Source organism: Providencia sp. PROV236, assembly GCF_033676985.1.
GTDB classification, from domain to species: Bacteria; Pseudomonadota; Gammaproteobacteria; order Enterobacterales; family Enterobacteriaceae; genus Providencia; species Providencia manganoxydans.
Map to the genome: position 1 here is coordinate 3,049,285 of NZ_CP096297.1, position 17,136 is coordinate 3,066,420.

General features: G+C 40.5%; 14 protein-coding genes. 6 read left to right on the top strand and 8 right to left on the bottom strand.

Translation table 11 applies throughout. From position 1 onward, the window contains the following. Positions 1-4: 4 nt before the first annotated feature. Positions 5-2,059 carry a DNA helicase IV gene (gene helD, locus M1E96_RS13970; RefSeq protein WP_319067536.1) on the bottom strand — a complete coding sequence of 685 codons (2,055 nt, stop codon included), beginning with the start codon at positions 2,057-2,059 and terminating at the stop codon, positions 5-7. Positions 2,060-2,181: 122 nt separating this feature from the next. Here helD and yccS point away from each other — a divergent pair, with 122 nt between their 5' ends. Next, positions 2,182-4,359 (top strand): YccS family putative transporter, encoded by a 2,178-nt coding sequence (yccS, locus tag M1E96_RS13975; protein ID WP_272580903.1) that lies wholly within the window; start codon positions 2,182-2,184, stop codon positions 4,357-4,359. An 84-nt stretch (positions 4,360-4,443) separates the two neighbouring features. On the opposite strand, the gene M1E96_RS13980 is transcribed toward yccS, so the two are convergent. Then, complete coding sequence (locus M1E96_RS13980; RefSeq protein WP_070924864.1) at positions 4,444-5,073, bottom strand: TfoX/Sxy family DNA transformation protein; 630 nt, start codon at positions 5,071-5,073, stop codon at positions 4,444-4,446. A 203-nt stretch (positions 5,074-5,276) separates the two neighbouring features. Between M1E96_RS13980 and sulA the strand changes: the two genes are divergently transcribed. After that, the gene (sulA, locus tag M1E96_RS13985; protein WP_272580904.1) at positions 5,277-5,798 is read left to right on the top strand and encodes an SOS-induced cell division inhibitor SulA; all 522 of its coding nucleotides are present in this window, start codon (positions 5,277-5,279) and stop codon (positions 5,796-5,798) included. A 355-nt stretch (positions 5,799-6,153) separates the two neighbouring features. After that, entirely contained in the window at positions 6,154-7,227 is a 1,074-nt protein-coding gene (gene ompA / locus M1E96_RS13990; protein WP_319067539.1) for a porin OmpA, read from the top strand. Between the two features lie 301 nt (positions 7,228-7,528). Here the strand turns inward: ompA and matP are convergent, their stop codons facing one another. After that, entirely contained in the window at positions 7,529-7,987 is a 459-nt protein-coding gene (gene matP / locus M1E96_RS13995) for a macrodomain Ter protein MatP (RefSeq protein ID WP_369427134.1), read from the bottom strand. Positions 7,988-8,151: 164 nt separating this feature from the next. On the opposite strand from matP, the gene M1E96_RS14000 reads away from it, so the two are divergent. The 3 genes from M1E96_RS14000 (at position 8,152) to fabA (ending at position 10,851) form a co-directional block, all read left to right on the top strand. After that, positions 8,152-8,328 (top strand): GhoT/OrtT family toxin, encoded by a 177-nt coding sequence (locus M1E96_RS14000; RefSeq protein ID WP_081335818.1) that lies wholly within the window; start codon positions 8,152-8,154, stop codon positions 8,326-8,328. A 181-nt stretch (positions 8,329-8,509) separates the two neighbouring features. Further along, positions 8,510-10,246 (top strand): AAA family ATPase, encoded by a 1,737-nt coding sequence (locus M1E96_RS14005; protein ID WP_369427135.1) that lies wholly within the window; start codon positions 8,510-8,512, stop codon positions 10,244-10,246. Between the two features lie 86 nt (positions 10,247-10,332). Further along, positions 10,333-10,851: a bifunctional 3-hydroxydecanoyl-ACP dehydratase/trans-2-decenoyl-ACP isomerase gene (gene fabA / locus M1E96_RS14010; RefSeq protein WP_070924869.1), complete on the top strand. Its 519-nt coding sequence runs from the start codon at positions 10,333-10,335 to the stop codon at positions 10,849-10,851. A 141-nt stretch (positions 10,852-10,992) separates the two neighbouring features. On the opposite strand, the gene rmf is transcribed toward fabA, so the two are convergent. The 5 genes from rmf to M1E96_RS14035 all read right to left on the bottom strand — a co-directional run bounded on the left by rmf (position 10,993) and on the right by M1E96_RS14035 (position 17,127). Then, the gene (rmf, locus tag M1E96_RS14015) at positions 10,993-11,163 is read right to left on the bottom strand and encodes a ribosome modulation factor (RefSeq protein ID WP_070924870.1); all 171 of its coding nucleotides are present in this window, start codon (positions 11,161-11,163) and stop codon (positions 10,993-10,995) included. A 544-nt stretch (positions 11,164-11,707) separates the two neighbouring features. Continuing rightward, positions 11,708-12,265: a membrane integrity-associated transporter subunit PqiC gene (gene pqiC / locus M1E96_RS14020; protein WP_070924871.1), complete on the bottom strand. Its 558-nt coding sequence runs from the start codon at positions 12,263-12,265 to the stop codon at positions 11,708-11,710. Beyond that, positions 12,265-13,914, bottom strand: coding sequence for an intermembrane transport protein PqiB (gene pqiB, locus M1E96_RS14025; RefSeq protein WP_140180695.1), 1,650 nt, complete (start codon positions 13,912-13,914; stop codon positions 12,265-12,267). Before pqiB ends, pqiC begins: the two co-directional genes overlap by 1 nt. Then, entirely contained in the window at positions 13,911-15,185 is a 1,275-nt protein-coding gene (gene pqiA, locus M1E96_RS14030; RefSeq protein WP_140180697.1) for a membrane integrity-associated transporter subunit PqiA, read from the bottom strand. The genes pqiB and pqiA overlap by 4 nt, the downstream gene beginning before the upstream one ends. Before the next feature lie 34 nt (positions 15,186-15,219). Then, a complete protein-coding gene (locus tag M1E96_RS14035) occupies positions 15,220-17,127 on the bottom strand; it encodes an ABC transporter ATP-binding protein (RefSeq protein ID WP_272580907.1) in 1,908 nt (635 codons plus the stop codon). Between the last annotated feature and the right edge of the window lie 9 nt (positions 17,128-17,136).

The following is a 17,136-nucleotide window of genomic DNA, read 5'->3' on the forward strand; positions in this document are numbered from 1 at the left end:
ATCACTATGGCTTTTTCTGTCTAGGAACGCCTAGTTGCCTCAGTATTTCGACAAAGTCTGAAGGTTCATCAGGGTTATAAAGTAACCATACTTGCTGTTTTGCACGCGTCATTGCCACATACAAAAGCCGTCGTTCTTCAGCGTGCTCAAACTCTTCATGCTTAGGTAACAATACCTGCTCCATCACGGATTCTCTAGGTGCAGCAGGAAACCCATCTTTACCTTGATTGAGCCCACAAATGATCACATGGTCAGCTTGCTTACCTTTAGATGCATGAATTGTCATAAATTCAATGTTGAGTTTTGGCCAACGTGTTTTTGCTTTATTTAAAATGTCAGGTCGTAAGTAATGATAACGAGCCAAACATAAGATAGTTTCATCATCCGTGACGTAGCCACTCATTTTATCTAATAAGCGTTCTAGTGCGTTTTCATATAATAAAATAACTGATTTTTTGTTCCCTTTTACTAAGCTATTTAAAGGTTTATCTAGCTGAGTAGGATTCTGCAAAATAAAGCTATTGGCAATTTCCCCTATCCTTTCATTAAAACGATAGGTGGTATCTAAAGCACATTGAGCCCCTTCGCCAAAATTGTGTTCAAAAGATGTCGTGAGATCCAGCTCAGCGCCACTGAAACGATAGATGGCTTGCCAATCGTCGCCGACGGCAAATAGTGCGGTTTGTTTATTTTGCTGACGCAACGCTTGTAATAATTTAGCTCTTAATGGCGAAATATCTTGAAATTCATCGACTAAAATATGTTTCCATGGACTAATAAAGCGACCTTTTTCAAGTAAATTAATTGCTTGATGAATTAATCCTGAAAAATCAATGGCACCTTCAACTTTTAAGGCGTTTTTCCATGCTTTTAATAATGGAGACATCAATCGTATACGCTTTTGAAAGCGATCTTTATACTGCTCATCAGCGGATTCGATCATCTCTTTTTGGCTACCGCCATGCATACGCATTAAGCCTAACCAACGTTCTAAGCGGCTAACAACTTTTTTACTGATTTTTTCATCATGCCAAAATTCACCTTCTGGCACATCCCATTGTAGCTCTTCGGTCAACCATTCACGCCAGCCTTTTGCTTGTGCTTTTTTACTCGCGCACTGCTCACGCCACTCGTTAAGCAATAGCTCCCCTCGTTTTTGTGTATCCGTTTCTAGTTCACTGATCACCGGCGATTTATTGCTACCTTCACGAATAATATGTAAGGCTAGTGCATGGAAGGTTTTTGCTTCTATATCATCTTGATGTAAACGTTGTTGAATACGTTCGTTCATTTCTTGTGCGGCTTTACGACCAAATGCAAGTAATAATATTTGATCTGCTTTTGCTAGCCCTCTTAAAAGCAGCCATCCAGCCCTTGCAACAAGTACTGACGTCTTCCCACTTCCTGCGCCTGCGAGAACTAAAACATTATCTTCACCGTTAATAACGGAGAGTGCTTGGCTAGCGTTAAGTGGCGATGTTTCAACATGTTCGAAAAATTCACTGTAGCGTGACAGTATTGAATCGCACCACTGTTGATTAGTCCGTTGGCGACAACTTTCACCGTTATTCAGCCATTGTAAGCAATACTGATAAGCGGCAGAGCAGTTTTCAAATTGGCTTACGCGAGCCAACGGTAAAGGAAGGGATGAAAACTGTTGGGTGATATTGTGACGAAATGATGCTAATTCACGTAGACTGAACCATTTATCTTGTTGTATTTGTTGTTGAATAGAGTTTGCGAGCGTTGCAAGCACTTGAGCACTAATTTCGCTCATTTCATGGCTCCATAGCTGCCATTTATCATTTAAATAATGATAAAAACGCTGTGTTTGCTTCCACTCCGTTCCATGTAAGCGGACAACTTGCTCGTCCGCCAATTCAAATTCCAACTCTCCCCAAACAATCCCTCTTTTGCAGCGAATATCAATTAATTGGTTAAAAGGGATGAGATACTGATGTTTTTCACCACTTACCTCAATGCCTGCATTTAATAAGCGTACCCGATTATAGGGATGCTGAGCCAGGCGCTGCCCAATCTGTGTTGATTTCAGTTCCATACACCTTGCACCTGAATTATCCAATAATGAAAATGATGGCTGCTTGATTTCAGACGGTTTTTTATTACTTGCAAACAGGCTATCCTATATAGACTAGGGAATGTTTGCCTCTGAGGTACTTTGTGTTAACGCTGCTTACCAGTTATCGTCGTGTTTTATATAACAGCCATGCTTTATATTATATCCGAATATTGATTGCCCTGACAGGGACGACACTGTTCCCTTGGTTATTAGGTCAAGATCCTAAAGTCACGATACCACTCACGTTAGGTATGGTTGCCGCGGCACTCACTGACTTAGATGATAGACTAACTGGCCGTTTAAAAAACCTTGTCATTACCCTGTTATGCTTTTTTATCGCATCCGTTTCAATTGAGCTACTTTTTCCTCACCCAATTTTGTTCTTTTTTGGGTTAGCACTTTCAACTTGCGGCTTTATATTGCTAGGTGCATTGGGGCAACGCTATGCGACCATTGCCTTTGGTGCTTTATTGATTGCTATTTATACCATGTTGGGTGTTCCCATTTTTGATACTTGGTATCAACAACCTGTTTTACTGCTAACGGGTGCAGTTTGGTACAATTTATTGACTTTAATTGGTCATATTCTCTTTCCTGTTCGCCCGTTACAAGATGCAATTACTCAATGCTATCAACAGCTCGCAGCCTACCTAGATGCCAAAGCAAATTTATTTGACCCAGACTTAGAAGATGGTTATCAACAATCTATCTATGATTTAGCTATTGTTAATAGCGCGTTAGTCAACACCATGAATCAAGCTAAAATAGCGCTTCTCAGTCGATTAAAAGGCGATAGAGGACAAAAAGGGACACGTACTACATTACAATATTACTTTGTTGCACAAGATATTCACGAGCGAGCCAGCTCATCCCATATTCAATATCAGCAATTGAGTCGCACATTGCGCCATAGTGATATTCTATTTCGTTTTCAGCGCTTACTGACCATGCAAGCAAGGGCCTGCCAACAAGTCGCACAATCAGTATTGTGGCGTAAACCTTATCAACATAACCCGCGCTTCGAAGGTACTTTCAGCTATCTTGAAAACTCACTTCAGCTCTTAAAACAACAATCACCTGATTTTCATGAGGTAAAAGCCCTTTATAACCTACTCAAGAATTTAAAAGGAATTGATGTACAGTTGAGAGGGCTTAGTCTTGAACAAAGTTCACGACAACAAAATACAAAACAGCTTGAACAACTATCAGATGAATCACTATCTGGCTTCAGTGATATTGTGGCGCGTTTTAAACATCATTTAACCCCTAAATCGGCACTATTTCGCCACGCAGTCAGGATGTCACTACTGCTATGTACAGGTTATGGCATTATTCAATTGTTTGACTTGGAAAGAGGTTACTGGATCCTCTTAACTAGCCTATTCGTTTGTCAACCCAATTATAACGCCACCAAACGACGCCTAGCTTTACGTATTATAGGAACCATTATTGGGATCCTCGTTGGGCTACCGCTGTTAAACTTTATCCCTTCAATGGAAGGGCAACTGACACTAATCGTGATCTCAGGATTACTGTTCTTTGTTTTCCGCAGTAGTCAGTATGCACAAGCCACACTGTTTATTACCTTACTAGTCCTCTTTTGCTTTAATTTATTAGGTGAAGGGTTTGAAGTCGCACTTCCTCGCATTATCGATACTTTAATAGGTTGCTTTATCGCATTTTTGGCGGTGAGCTTTATTTGGCCTGATTGGAAATTTCGCCAATTACCACAAGTGGTACAAAAAACCATGGATAGCAACTGTCGCTACTTAGATGCCATCTTACAACAATACTATCAAGGTAAAGATAATAGCCTTGAATACCGAGTAGCACGCCGTGATGCACATAACAATGATGCAGAGTTTGCCTCTGTCGTTTCTAACATGGCAACCGACCCTAAATCCTACAAAGTAACTCAGGAACAAGCTTTTAGGCTTCTATGCCTTAATCATACTTTGCTGAGTTATATTTCCGCATTTGGTGCTCACCGAGAACAAATACACAATGAAGAAAATCTTGCTATTTTAAGTGATGCAATCTGTTATGTTGAAACATCACTGCAAATCGCCACATTAGATGCCCATTCAGAAGAAAAGTCGGAATGCTTACGTGAAAGCATTACTCACCGAATTGACAATATTACTGCGAGTGACGATGAAAAAACTGGATTAATTATGGAGCAAACAAGATTATTGCTTGAACTCATCCCTGAAATTAAATCCATGATTAAACAGATTAATGCGCCTCTTAGTTCTTCAAGTGAAACCAATACGGCATAACGCATAGAAATAAAACTGATGAGCGGGAGCCAAAATTGCCTTATATGATGATCTTGGCCCCCACTCTTTCAATACCGATTAAAATCACCCTACGCTGTTGTACCAGTTAATTAGCTCTTGTTTAATTGGTGTTGGTAAAACAGCACTATGGTAACCTTCTATCGCCCCAGCCAATCCAATTAATAATTTAATACTTGGAGGAAAACGCCCAAATTGTTTTAATTTTAGAAAACAAGCCTTAGCCCCTATTTCACGTAAATCCTCCGCTTTATGGATACCTATCTTACCGAGCGCTCTTTCAACCGACATATTCATATTAGGAAGATCTTTGATCCTTGTTACCATTGATAGCTTTATCTTCTTCTCCTCAAGCGCGGAACGATAAGCTAAGTCAATGCAGTGCATTAACAGTTCTTCGTTGTGCCAAATTTGCTCTGAAACACGATAGTAACGTAACTCAAGTGGGATACCCTTTTTACTGAAAATCAAGCGTTCTAAGTTAATAGATTCAAAGTAACTTCTCGCGAACAAACATCCCCTTAAATAAAACCATCCTTCTAATATAAGACCAATAATTGCGTTATCAATAATGAGACAATCACCGCCAAAATGATTCTTCCGTTTAATTTCCCCAAAACGTTTTAATAGTTGATCTAACCAATAATCATTTTTTTCCATTAAAGACATACACCCAAACTCCTTATGAGTATTCATCCATCTTGATCCTTGTTGTAACTATAAATATCTAAATTTAACAGACAATTAGCAAATAGATATTTTGAGAGAATCCACCAAAAACTCCAAGAATATTGCAGATAAAAACAACAAACTTGCGAAGCGCTTTGAAAAAATAGGTTTGATATTGGATAAATATACAGTTACTGTACATACATACAGTTTTGTTGGCGAGGTGAATTATGGCTATCTATTCTTGGAATAAAATAACTGAACATTCTGTAAACCACTATGCTCAAACAATGTCTTCAATAACCCAAACGGGTAATGCGCTACAGCAAGGTATGGTGAGTGAACTCATCTATGATGAAAAACATCCTATTATGGATTGTATTTTACTGCCTATGTTGCGCCAGTTCGGTATACAGTCACGTTGGTTGCTTTGGTTAAGCCCGAATAAAAAGCTGAGCCGTCATTGGCTAGAGCAATCTGGTTTGCCTACTAATAAAATCATGCAGTTAAATAATATGGCTTCAATCACAACTATTGAGGCAATGGAAAAAGCACTGAGAAGTGGTAATTACAGTGTAGTGTTAGGTTGGCTTCCAGAATTAAGTGAGCAGGATTTTTGTCGATTACAAAATGCAGCGCAAGAAGGTCATTCTATTGGTTTTATTATGCGCCCACAAAAAACACATAATATCGCGGGTATCCATTCTGGACAGCAAAATAACCTAAAAATTCACTCTAACTATTATCACTAGCCAAGATTAAGAATATTCTTAGTAAATTTGACATTTGGATAAATCAGTCTAGGAAATCGCCGAAAAAATAATTGAGATCAAAGGGATAGATTATAATCAACTCAGAATGTGATTACGGTTATCTCTCTGATTTATCCACTAAAAAAAGTTTTTTTATAACGATTTTTGCTGCCTCTACTTGTATCTTTTTAAGTTCGTTGTAGACTTTAGCTTGTTAAGGTTATGGCATTATTTTTTACTTTTTATAAATTTTTGTAGATAATGTCAGCGAAACCTAGCAAGTATTTTAAACCAATGGCGAATAATAAGGCTCATTGAAGCCATGCCTATATTGGATGATAACGAGGCGTAGAAAATGAAAAAGACAGCTATCGCAGTAGCAGTGGCAGTAGCAGCTTTCGCAACTGTTGCGCAGGCAGCTCCAAAAGACAACACTTGGTATACAGGTGCTAAACTGGGTTGGTCTCACTATGAAGATACCAAATTCACACCAGTTGACCGTACTGACTCTGTAGGTAACAGCACTGATCGTGATACTTTCGGTGCTGGTGCATACGCAGGTTACCAATACAACCAGTACATGGGCTTTGAGCTTGGTTATGACTGGTTTGGTAAAATGAAATACAAAGGTGCTGGTAACAGCGGCGACCTGAAATCTATGGGTGTGTCTCTGACTACCAAACTGAGCTATCCAGTAATGGATGACTTAGACGTTTACACTCGTTTAGGTGGTATGGTTTGGCGTACAGACGTTAAAGCTAACCAAGAAGGCTTTGATAAATACAAAGAAAACGACACTGGCGTTTCTCCTGTATACGCACTGGGTGTTGAATATGCAATCACTCCAAACTGGGCAACTCGTTTAGATTACCAATGGGTTAGCAACATCGGTGATAAAGACAACCTAGGCGTACGTCCTGACAATGGCATGCTGAGCGTTGGTCTAGCATACCGTTTCAACCAAGAAGCAGCTCCAGTTGTTGAGCCAGCTCCAGTTGTTGAGCCAGCTCCAGTTGTTGAGAACAAGCGTTTCACTCTGCGTTCAGACGTTCTGTTCAACTTCAACAAAGCAACTCTGAAACCAGAAGGTCAGCAAGCGCTGAACGAACTGTATAACGAACTGAGCAGCATCGACCCAACTCAAGGTCGCGTACTGGTAGTTGGTTTCACAGACCGTATCGGTTCACAAAACTACAACCTGCCACTGTCACAAAAACGTGCTCAGTCAGTAGTTGATTACCTGGTATCTAAAGGCGTTCCAGCAAGTGCAATCGCTGCTGAAGGTCGTGGTAAAGAAGATCCAGTAACTGGTAACAAATGTGACGACGTTAAAGGCCGTGCAGCTCTGATCGAGTGTCTGGCTCCAGACCGTCGCGTTGAAATCGAAATTCAAGGTACAACTGAAGTTGTAACTCAACCAGGTGCTTAATTCTTAGCCCTAGTTTGAATTTCAGACTGAATATCAGAAACCCCATTTCGATGGGGTTTTTTTTATCCCTACGATTCAATATATACCAGTTCGTCTAGACAAAAATCCAATCAATCACTCGTTATATTGAAAACTATATGGCGGAGGCAATTTCACGTAGTGGCTATACGAAAAATTCGACAATTGAAGTATGGTAGGTATAGATACTACCCCTTCATTAGAAAGTGGAGGAAGCAATAATAGAATAAAAAGCCCACTGATCATTGACGATCGTTGCAACACACCATCATGATCTGAATAATTATTGTTTACTATTCCCTAATATCGCTTGAAGGTCTTGTTTTAACGAACTCATCTGGCTTTCGTACTTATCTTTATGTTCAGCATCTTCGATCAACTGGATGATCGTCTCAGATAGTGTTTTATTACGTTTTACGGCAAGGTTAGATAAACGCTGCCATACTGAAAAATTGAGATCGATTGATTTCTTTCTAGTATGTTGTTGCTCTGCGTTAAAGTGGCGTTTCCGTCTAGCTCGAATGCTTTGTTTCATCCGATTATCTAATTGCGGATCCATATGCAATGAAATCCACTTTAGAACATCCGTGGGCTGGTTTTCCATTTTCAGTAGTGAACTGATGGCTTCTTCTTCCGCATTTCTTTCGATATAGCGGGTGATTGTTTCACCATTTCTAGATTTTTTGACCAGATATTCCCATTTCCAGCCACATTCCAGATTTTCAAGCTGCTGATATTTCATATATTTTCCCGACGAATATCAATCCTAATTCTATATTAGCAATTTTAGAATAGAGTGCACAATCAAACCACAATATTCAACTTACTATCCACAAAGAAGATAACAACTAAGCACAAAATAGTGTACAATCCGCCGTCATCTGTTAACAATTTAATAAATTAAGCATGTCCACATTCGAATGCATACTCCTAGTATACGGGATAGGCGGTGTATGCTCTGCGCTTGTAACACTACTCCTGACAAAAGATCCTAATATTTTTATGAGACTACTCAGTGCGCTACTTATTGGTTTAACGTGGCCAATGTCATTTCCCGTCGTACTGTTATTTTCTTTATTCTAACCGATTATTCGACAATTATTGCTGCAAGATTGCCTTTCAAACGCTAATATAGCAACCTTGCCCAATGGGTAACAAATTGACCTGAAAACAATGTAAAATATCCAAACAGGATTCAGGCACACGCGCCCTGCTCACCGACAGGCATTTTACTTATAATCATATTAATAGCAGAAAAATTATAGTGATCAGTCAAGAACTAACATGGCAAGGCCTAACCCCCGACTTAATGCCGTATCAGGCTAATTTTGTCTCCTCAGATACCCTGACACCCACGACTTTGTCAGAAATCCAACCAAGACTGTTTGACAGTATTGCGCGTTTTATTAAAGAAAACGCAAGGACTCGATTTATGTTTATCAAGTCCGATGAAAGTGAAGGTTATCTACAGACATTTGCCGAAGCAATCAGCCCTTTACTGACACATTTTTCGCCAATTAATGGTGACTATCAGCTTACCGATAACGAGCAAACATTTAAATGGTGCTCTGATCTTGATGGACGCTTTTCAAGCCGTACAAGTATCGCTTACCGTCATTGGATCGAACCTGAGCAATTGTTTGGCTACGTTACCCCATCAAGACAACTCATTCCAGGCCTATTACACCATGTTAATGGTGGTGTATTAATTTTGTCGGCGGCGGCGCTAGTCTCTCAACCTCTAATGTGGCAGAGATTACAAAGCATGGTTGCGAATCGCCAACTTGAATGGCTACCATTTTCGGATACTCAACCTCTTCCAATAGAGATTGAGTCACAGCCACTTGATCTAAAATTGATCATTGTTGGTGATAGACTCGAACTCGAAGAGTTTGAATATACACATTCAAATCTGTTTGATAACGCTCTTTACGGTGAATATGAGCCTGTCATGTTCTTTGATGATGAAGAACAATTGACGCTATGGATGCGTTACATCAAATCAATTATTGTCACAAATCAGCTTCCTGAGATTAGTGCTGATGGTTGGCCTGCACTTATTCACCAAGCCACTCGGTTTTGTGAAGATAAATTTAATTTACCCTTAGACACTCATTGGATAACACGTAGATTAACGGATGCCTCCCATTATCAGACAGATAATATCATGGGTCATGAGGCATTTACTCAAGCCGTAGAAAACCGTTTGTGGCGTCATAGTTTCCTTTCTGAACGCTCTCAAGATGATATCTTACAAGAGCAAGTTTTCATCAAAACAGAAGGCGAGGTCATAGGCCAAATCAACGGATTATCTGTTTTACAGTATCCAGGTTACCCAGAAGCATTAGGTGAGCCTTCACGTATCACCTGTGTTGCTCATTTAGGTGATGGTGAATTCATTGATGTTGAACGCAAAGCTGAACTCGGTGGAAATATTCATGCTAAAGGCATGATGATCATGCAAGCCTATTTAAATTATGAGCTAAAATTAGAGCAACCTCAGCCATTCTCAGCGTCAATTGTTTTTGAGCAATCATATGGTGAGGTAGATGGTGATAGCGCTTCACTCGCTGAGCTATGTGCTCTCATTAGTGTACTAGCACTTCAGCCTATCGATCAACAAATTGCGGTGACCGGTTCCGTTGATCAGTTCGGTTATGTCCAACCGATTGGTGGCGTTAATGAGAAGATCGAGGGTTTTTATGATATTTGTGCTAAACGTGGGCTAACGGGAAATCAAGGGGTGATCATCCCAATGGCAAATGTTCGCCATCTGTGTACCAATGAAGCTGTGACGAATTCGGTTAAAGAAGGTCAATTTCATATTTGGCCTGTTGAACATGTTGCTCAAGCGATTACCTTACTCACTCGACAGCCTTATTTTGAGCAACAAGTTGAAGGCGACAACGTACACTTGTTAGCTCTAATTCAAGAACGTATAAACCAAGCAAATTCGCCAGAAAAGCCAAAACTACCTTGGTTCCTAAAATGGCTCGGCTGAAGAAAAAAATATCAGATCGGAGTTGTTCAGCGTACAAGTGTAAGCTATCCTGTACCCTTACTCATAATTAAGGCTATCAGAAGAACATGGTTGATAAACGAAGTTCCTACACAAAAACTGACTTAGAAGCTTCCGGACGAGGCGAATTATTTGGTGAGAATGGGCCTCCATTGCCCTCTGGAAATATGTTGATGATGGATCGCATCATTACAATGACTGAAGATGGCGGCACCTTTAATAAAGGTTATGTTGAAGCTGAGCTGGATATCAATCCAGACTTGTGGTTCTTTGGCTGTCACTTTGTTAATGACCCTGTCATGCCGGGTTGCTTAGGTCTTGATGCTATGTGGCAGTTAGTTGGCTTCTATCTAGGCTGGCTTGGTGGTGAAGGCAAAGGCCGTGCACTTGGTGTAGGTGAAGTTAAATTCACAGGTCAAGTTCTTCCAACTGCTAAAAAAGTCACTTATCGCATTAATTTTAAACGAGTAATTAATCGTAAGTTGATTATGGGTCTTGCCGATGGTGAAGTATTAGTTGATGGTAAAGTTATTTACGTCGCTAATGATTTAAAGGTTGGCTTATTTAAAGACACCAGCGCGTTTTAATCTCATACTCAAATTAAGCGCCCAATGCCAAAACCTCCGCCTTTGCGGAGGTTTAAAAATTGTTTAAGGGGATTAAAAAAACCGTTTTTAAATCGGATTTTCTAACAGGTTAGTATAGTTGTTCTGCACTCTCAAAAAAGACTATGCAGAAAGAATTGCCCTGTCCTCCATGGCTTTACGCCAACCTCCCAACCAATGCGAACGTGCATCCACTGCTTGATATGGACACAACTCTTTTGAACGTCCTGCAATACCTGCTTGATAACCTCTTGATAATGCTCTTTCTAAACGGTCTCGTTTCTGTCTTTTCATGCCTTACTTCCCTCATCGATTAAATGGAAAAGAAAACAGCACCTATGCCCCTGAGACTTCGAGCTAGCAGTTAAATTATGCTTAGTTACCTTACTGATGTCCTATAGATAGCTTCGCTTACCGCTAATGGCACTCGAAGTTTTGTTGGGGATCATTTCATTTAGGTACACTATAGAAATAACGCTGGGCGACGAGAAAATCAAGTAAAGAATTTCATATAAACGTCATAAATGTTATAAATGTGACTCAGGCTTTCAAAAAAAGACAACTATATGATATTAATAATATAATTTTTATTTTTTTGTAAAAAGATTCATATATGAGTAGTTACCTGTTGAATAATCAGACAAAAAATACACCTCAGTTAAATGAAAACATGAGGTGTATTTATCTATATTCGTCATACTTCAAGTTACAGCGTTTTTCGTTGAGGTATAAGAGGTGATACTCACCGCACCACACATTGTTATTAGACTTCCAACGACTCGCTCACTTGTCGCACTGCTACATCTTAAATGATTCAGAAGATAGCATTAGGTCTTGATTACAATTTGCTAACCTCTTTCGCTATTTCATCAGCAACTTGCTGCCACCCACTGGCTAAAGTGCGGACTAATTCAGGGTAACCATCTTCTTTTTGTTCTAATTGAATATCAAAATTACGACGAACGACTTCTTTACCATGCGATAATGTCCAGAATCCCTGAACTAGCACTTTGCCATCATAACGTCCATTGAAACTGGTTAACGTAATATCCAGTATATCTGGCGAATTTTGCAATGGCTGTAATGACACCAAACGCCCTGGCAATGCTGAAGAGAGTTCACTTACCATAGTTTGGCCAAGTTGCTGTTCTAAGGGACTAGCCCATAAATGAGAACTGGCATTATTGTAGCTCACATCTGAGGTTTGGTAAGTGATACCATTCGATGTCAAAACATCCGCTAACATCACTCGCTGTAACCAAACTTGGTTTTGCTGCCCCATGATTACCGCTGCTTGTGTTGCCGGTGCTTTCACCGGCAATTGGTAATACATTTTTTCAGGGGTGCTGCTACAAGCCGCCAGCATTAAAACCAATATCGATACCAAATATCGCATTATTTTTTCACTCCTTTAGGTACAGGATCTTTCGTTGGCTCAGCTTCGAATACCAATGCATTACTCTTATTATTCAAAGTACGCAATAATGGCTGAACTTCTCTTAGAACCTGATCTAAGCGCTGCATATTATCAACCATCTTATTATAAGCAGGAGACCCCGGCTGGAACCCTTGCATTGCACGGTTCATCTCATTTAAGGTCTTTTGCAGATCTTGCGGCAAGTTTTGGAATTCTTTGCTACCCATCACTTTATTTAGCTCTGAGAGCATGACCTGCGCTTCTTTAATGGTTTTTTGCCCTTCAGCTAACGTTTGTGTTGTTTGATTCAACATTGGCTCAATTGGCATGCTATTAACTTTATCCAATACAGAAATCACTTTCTGCTGAATTTGCGCTAAGCCACCGCTAGTGGTAGGAATAATTTTATAGCCAGCAATCTTATCTGGTCCTTTGTATTCAGGCACATTAGGTACGAAATCAAGGTCAACAAATAACGCACCAGTGAGTAAGTTCCCTGATTTTAATGAAGCCCGTAGCCCATCTTTCATTGCCAATTTCAATTCATTTTTTAGATTGAAATCAGCACCAACGTCTTTAGCGAAACGTTCTGGTTCAATGTGGATCAATACAGGGATACGGAAGTCATTATCTAACTTCTGATCAAGCCCTTCGGTATAAAACGGAACTTGTGCCACTGTACCTAAACGGATCCCACGGAACTCGACTGGTGCACCCGGTTGGAGGCCGCGGACTGAATCCGAGAAGAACAGGACAAAGTCTTGATACTCGGTATACAGGGAATTTTGGATACTACTTTGATTATCAAAAAGTTTAAATTCTGTATTTTCTTTAACCCCTTCACCTGGAACCCAACCTTGCGGAACGTCAAAGCTCACACCACCAGTTAATAGCGTAGTAATTGAACCTAGCTCAACGTGGATCCCTTGTGATGACATATCAAATGCAATCCCACTGTCTTTCCAAAAGCGGACATTTGAGCTAATCAATTTGTCATAAGGCGCATTGATAAAGAGTTGATAACGCATATCGCGATTTTTCATATCAAAGTCGCTCGTTTCAACCGAACCAACGCGATAGCCTCTAAATAATACAGGATCACCTGCATTTAGTTGCCCAGCCCTATCGCTCACTAATACGACACGGATCCCCTTAGCATCAGGAGACGCCAAAGGTGGAGCATCTAATAAGGTAAACTCACTGTGCTCTTTTGTCGCATTTCCCGGTTGTAACTCAATGAAAACCCCTGAAAGCAAGGTTCCCAGCCCTGATACACCTTCACGGCCAATCGTTGGTTTAACAATCCAGAAAGCAGAGTCTGTACGCAGCAAATCTTTCATATCACTATTGAGGCGTGCTTTGATCACCACTCGGCTAAAATTGTCATCTAGCGTCACGCTTTCAACAATACCGATATCCACACTGCGGCTCTTAATTTTAGTTTTACCTGCTTCAATGCCTTCCGCATTAGAGGTAATTAACGTAACTTCAGGCCCTTGATGGCTAAAGTGATAAAAAAGGATCCACGCACCGATTAATACAGTGACAATGGGGATCACCCAAACAGGTGACCAACTTTTCAGTTTACTGACTTTGGCATTCGCCTGTGGTGCTTCATGTTCACTCACCCAATGGCTCCTTCTTGTTCAACAGCTTTTACCGCATTTTTCTTTTCGCAGCGATCCCATGTCAATCGAGGATCAAAGGTCATCGCAGCAAACATCGTTAAAATAACGACGACACCGAAGAAAATAACGCCCTGTGCAGGGACTATACTCATCAATTGGCCCATTTGAACCAATGCGGCCAAAATGGTAATCACAAAAACGTCAATCATTGACCAGCGCCCCACATATTCCACGAGTTCGTAAATAAAATGCATACGATGTGGGTCTCGATTACCGTAGCCTTGTGAATCAAGGCATAACCATGCAATGCCGATCATTTTGAGCGATGGAACCATAATACTGGCAATAAAAATAATTAATGCGACAGGATATGAACCATCACTCCACAATAAAATCACCCCGTCCATAATAGTAGAATCCATATCACTGCCTAACATATGTGTTGTCATAACGGGTAACACATTTGCAGGGATATAAAGGAGGAATGAAGTCAACAACAGAGCAACTGTCCACTGTATGCTCTGATGTCTACGTACGTGGCCTCGAGCATGACAGCGCGGGCATTGCGATTGTTCAGCAGGTAAAATAGCAGTACAAACCAAACAAAGTCTTAAATTTTGGCTAATACCTGTTTTGCCTACTTCAAGTTTTTGGTTCAGTTTTGGGGCTGCTTCAATTTTATTCCATAACCAGTGCCTATCAAGACATTGAAATGCCCTAACTTGCAGCATACAAAATAAACAATATGGCAAAAAACTCAATCCAACACCGATATCACCATAAGCAATCAATTTAACAAAGCTAACTAATACACCCGCTAAAAAGATTTCCGCCATGCACCATGATTTCATTTGGAACAATATGCGGCTCATCCCAACTTTGAGACCCTTAGGGATGTGTACTTGGAGCCCTAGCAGTATGATAGTTACCATACAAAACGCAGGGATCACTAATGAAAAGAATAAGAAAAATAACGCTAACCCGCTATAACGAGTGGTAGAGATGATCTCAATAATCTGAAAAAGTGAGATTTCATTTTCAATACCTGCCGCCCCCATTTTGACAAATGGGAACAGGCAAGCAATCAGCAGCATTATTAATGCGCTAAATGCATATGCAGCAGGTTGCTTATACGGATATCGCCACTTTGAAACAAGCGTCGTATGGCAACGTGGACAGGTTGCTTTGGTGCCCTGTTCTAATTCAGGCACCGCAACAAGCATGTCACACTGTGTACATAACACATGTTCGTGAGACTCATGAGAGCACAAGGTGATCCGCCCCTTTTATTTCCTAGTGTGAGAACTATCCGTTCTTTAATAGTTCCAGCTCTTGCCAACGGTCGAATGCTTGTTCTAACTCTTGCTCTTTTTGAGCCAATGCACTCAAGGTTTTTTCGGTCACATCATGAGGCTGATTAAAGAAGTCTGCATCACCAACCAAATTTTGCAGTGCTTCAATTTCACCTTCAAGTTGTTCCAGCTTCGATGGTAATTGTTCTAGTTCACGTAGTAAATGATAGCTTATCTTATTATTTCGCTTTGAAGGTTCTTTTCCTTTCGGCAATTTCTCTTCGTCCGCTATTTTACTTGGTTGTAAATTTTTCAAACTAACGGTTTGTGCTTTTTGTTGCTGGGCATCAAAATACCCCCCTGCATAGCGGTTGATCACACCATTGCCTTCAAAAATCCAGCATTCTGTGACGCTATTATCAACAAACTCACGGTCATGGCTAACTAATAAAACAGTACCTTGATAGCTATCCACCAACTCTTCGAGTAGCTCTAGTGTCTCAACATCAAGGTCGTTGGTCGGTTCATCAAGAATAAGTAAGTTACTTGGCTTTAAAAATAATCGAGCCAACAATAACCTATTACGTTCTCCACCTGACAATGCGCGAACTGGGGTCATGGCTCTTTTTGGTGGGAACATAAAGTCTTGCAGATAACCGAGTACATGGCGAGGTTTACCATTTACCATCACCTCTTGCTTACCTTCCGCAAGGTTATCCATCACCGTCTTATCAGGATCGAGCGCCGCGCGATGTTGGTCAAAATAAGCAACCTCTAATTTAGTTCCGCAATGCACTCTACCGCTACTCGCCTTTAAATCACCTAACATCAGCTTGAGTAACGTGGTTTTACCACAACCATTTGGCCCGACTAATGCAATTTTGTCACCGCGCAAAACTTGTGCACTAAAGTCTTTAACTAGCACTTTATCATTAATTTGGTAGTTAACGTTTTCTAGTTCAAAAACAATTTTGCCTGAACGAGCCGCTTCTTCTACCTGCATTTTGGCGCTGCCTAATACTTCTCGACGCTCTGAACGCTCAACACGCAATGCTTTTAACGCACGAACACGGCCTTCATTGCGCGTACGTCTTGCTTTAATACCTTGACGGATCCACGCTTCTTCTTGAGCTAACTTACGATCGAATTCTGCATTTTGCATCTCTTCAACACGCAGTGCTTCTTCTTTCGCAATCAGATAATTGTCGTAGTTACCCGGCCAAGACATCAGCTTTCCTCGGTCAAGGTCAACAATACGTGTTGCCATATTGCGAATAAATGAGCGGTCATGGGAAATAAAAACAATACTACCTTGGAAATCTTTCAAAAAGTTTTCTAACCATAAAATGGTTTCGATATCCAAGTGGTTAGTCGGCTCATCAAGGAATAATACGCGTGGGTTACTGACTAAAGCACGGCCTAACGCTGCTTTACGCAACCAGCCTCCTGATAATGAAGAAAGCTGTGCATCCGCAGGTAGATCAAGCTTTTTTAACACGTCGCTAATACGCGCGTCCAATAACCATAGATTTAGGTTATCAAGCACATCTTGCAATTCAGCCAGTTTATTTAAATTCTTTTCGCTTGGATCTTCTTCAACCAATTTAGAAACATGATGGTAGTCTTTAAGGTAACCCGCTTGCTCTGCAACACCTTCAGCGACAAAGTCAAAAATAGTCCCTTCAACGTTACGAGGAGGGTCTTGCTGTAAGCGTGCCACAATCAAATCTTGTTGATAAAGAAGTTGTCCATCATCCAATGGCTGCTCTTTCGTCAACACTCGCATTAGCGTCGATTTACCTGCACCATTACGACCCACTAAACAAACGCGTTCGTTTTCTTCAATATGAAGTTCAGTGTTATCCAACAAAGGCGCATCGCTAAACGCAAGGTATGCACCTGATAAATTAATTAAAGCCATTGATATTAT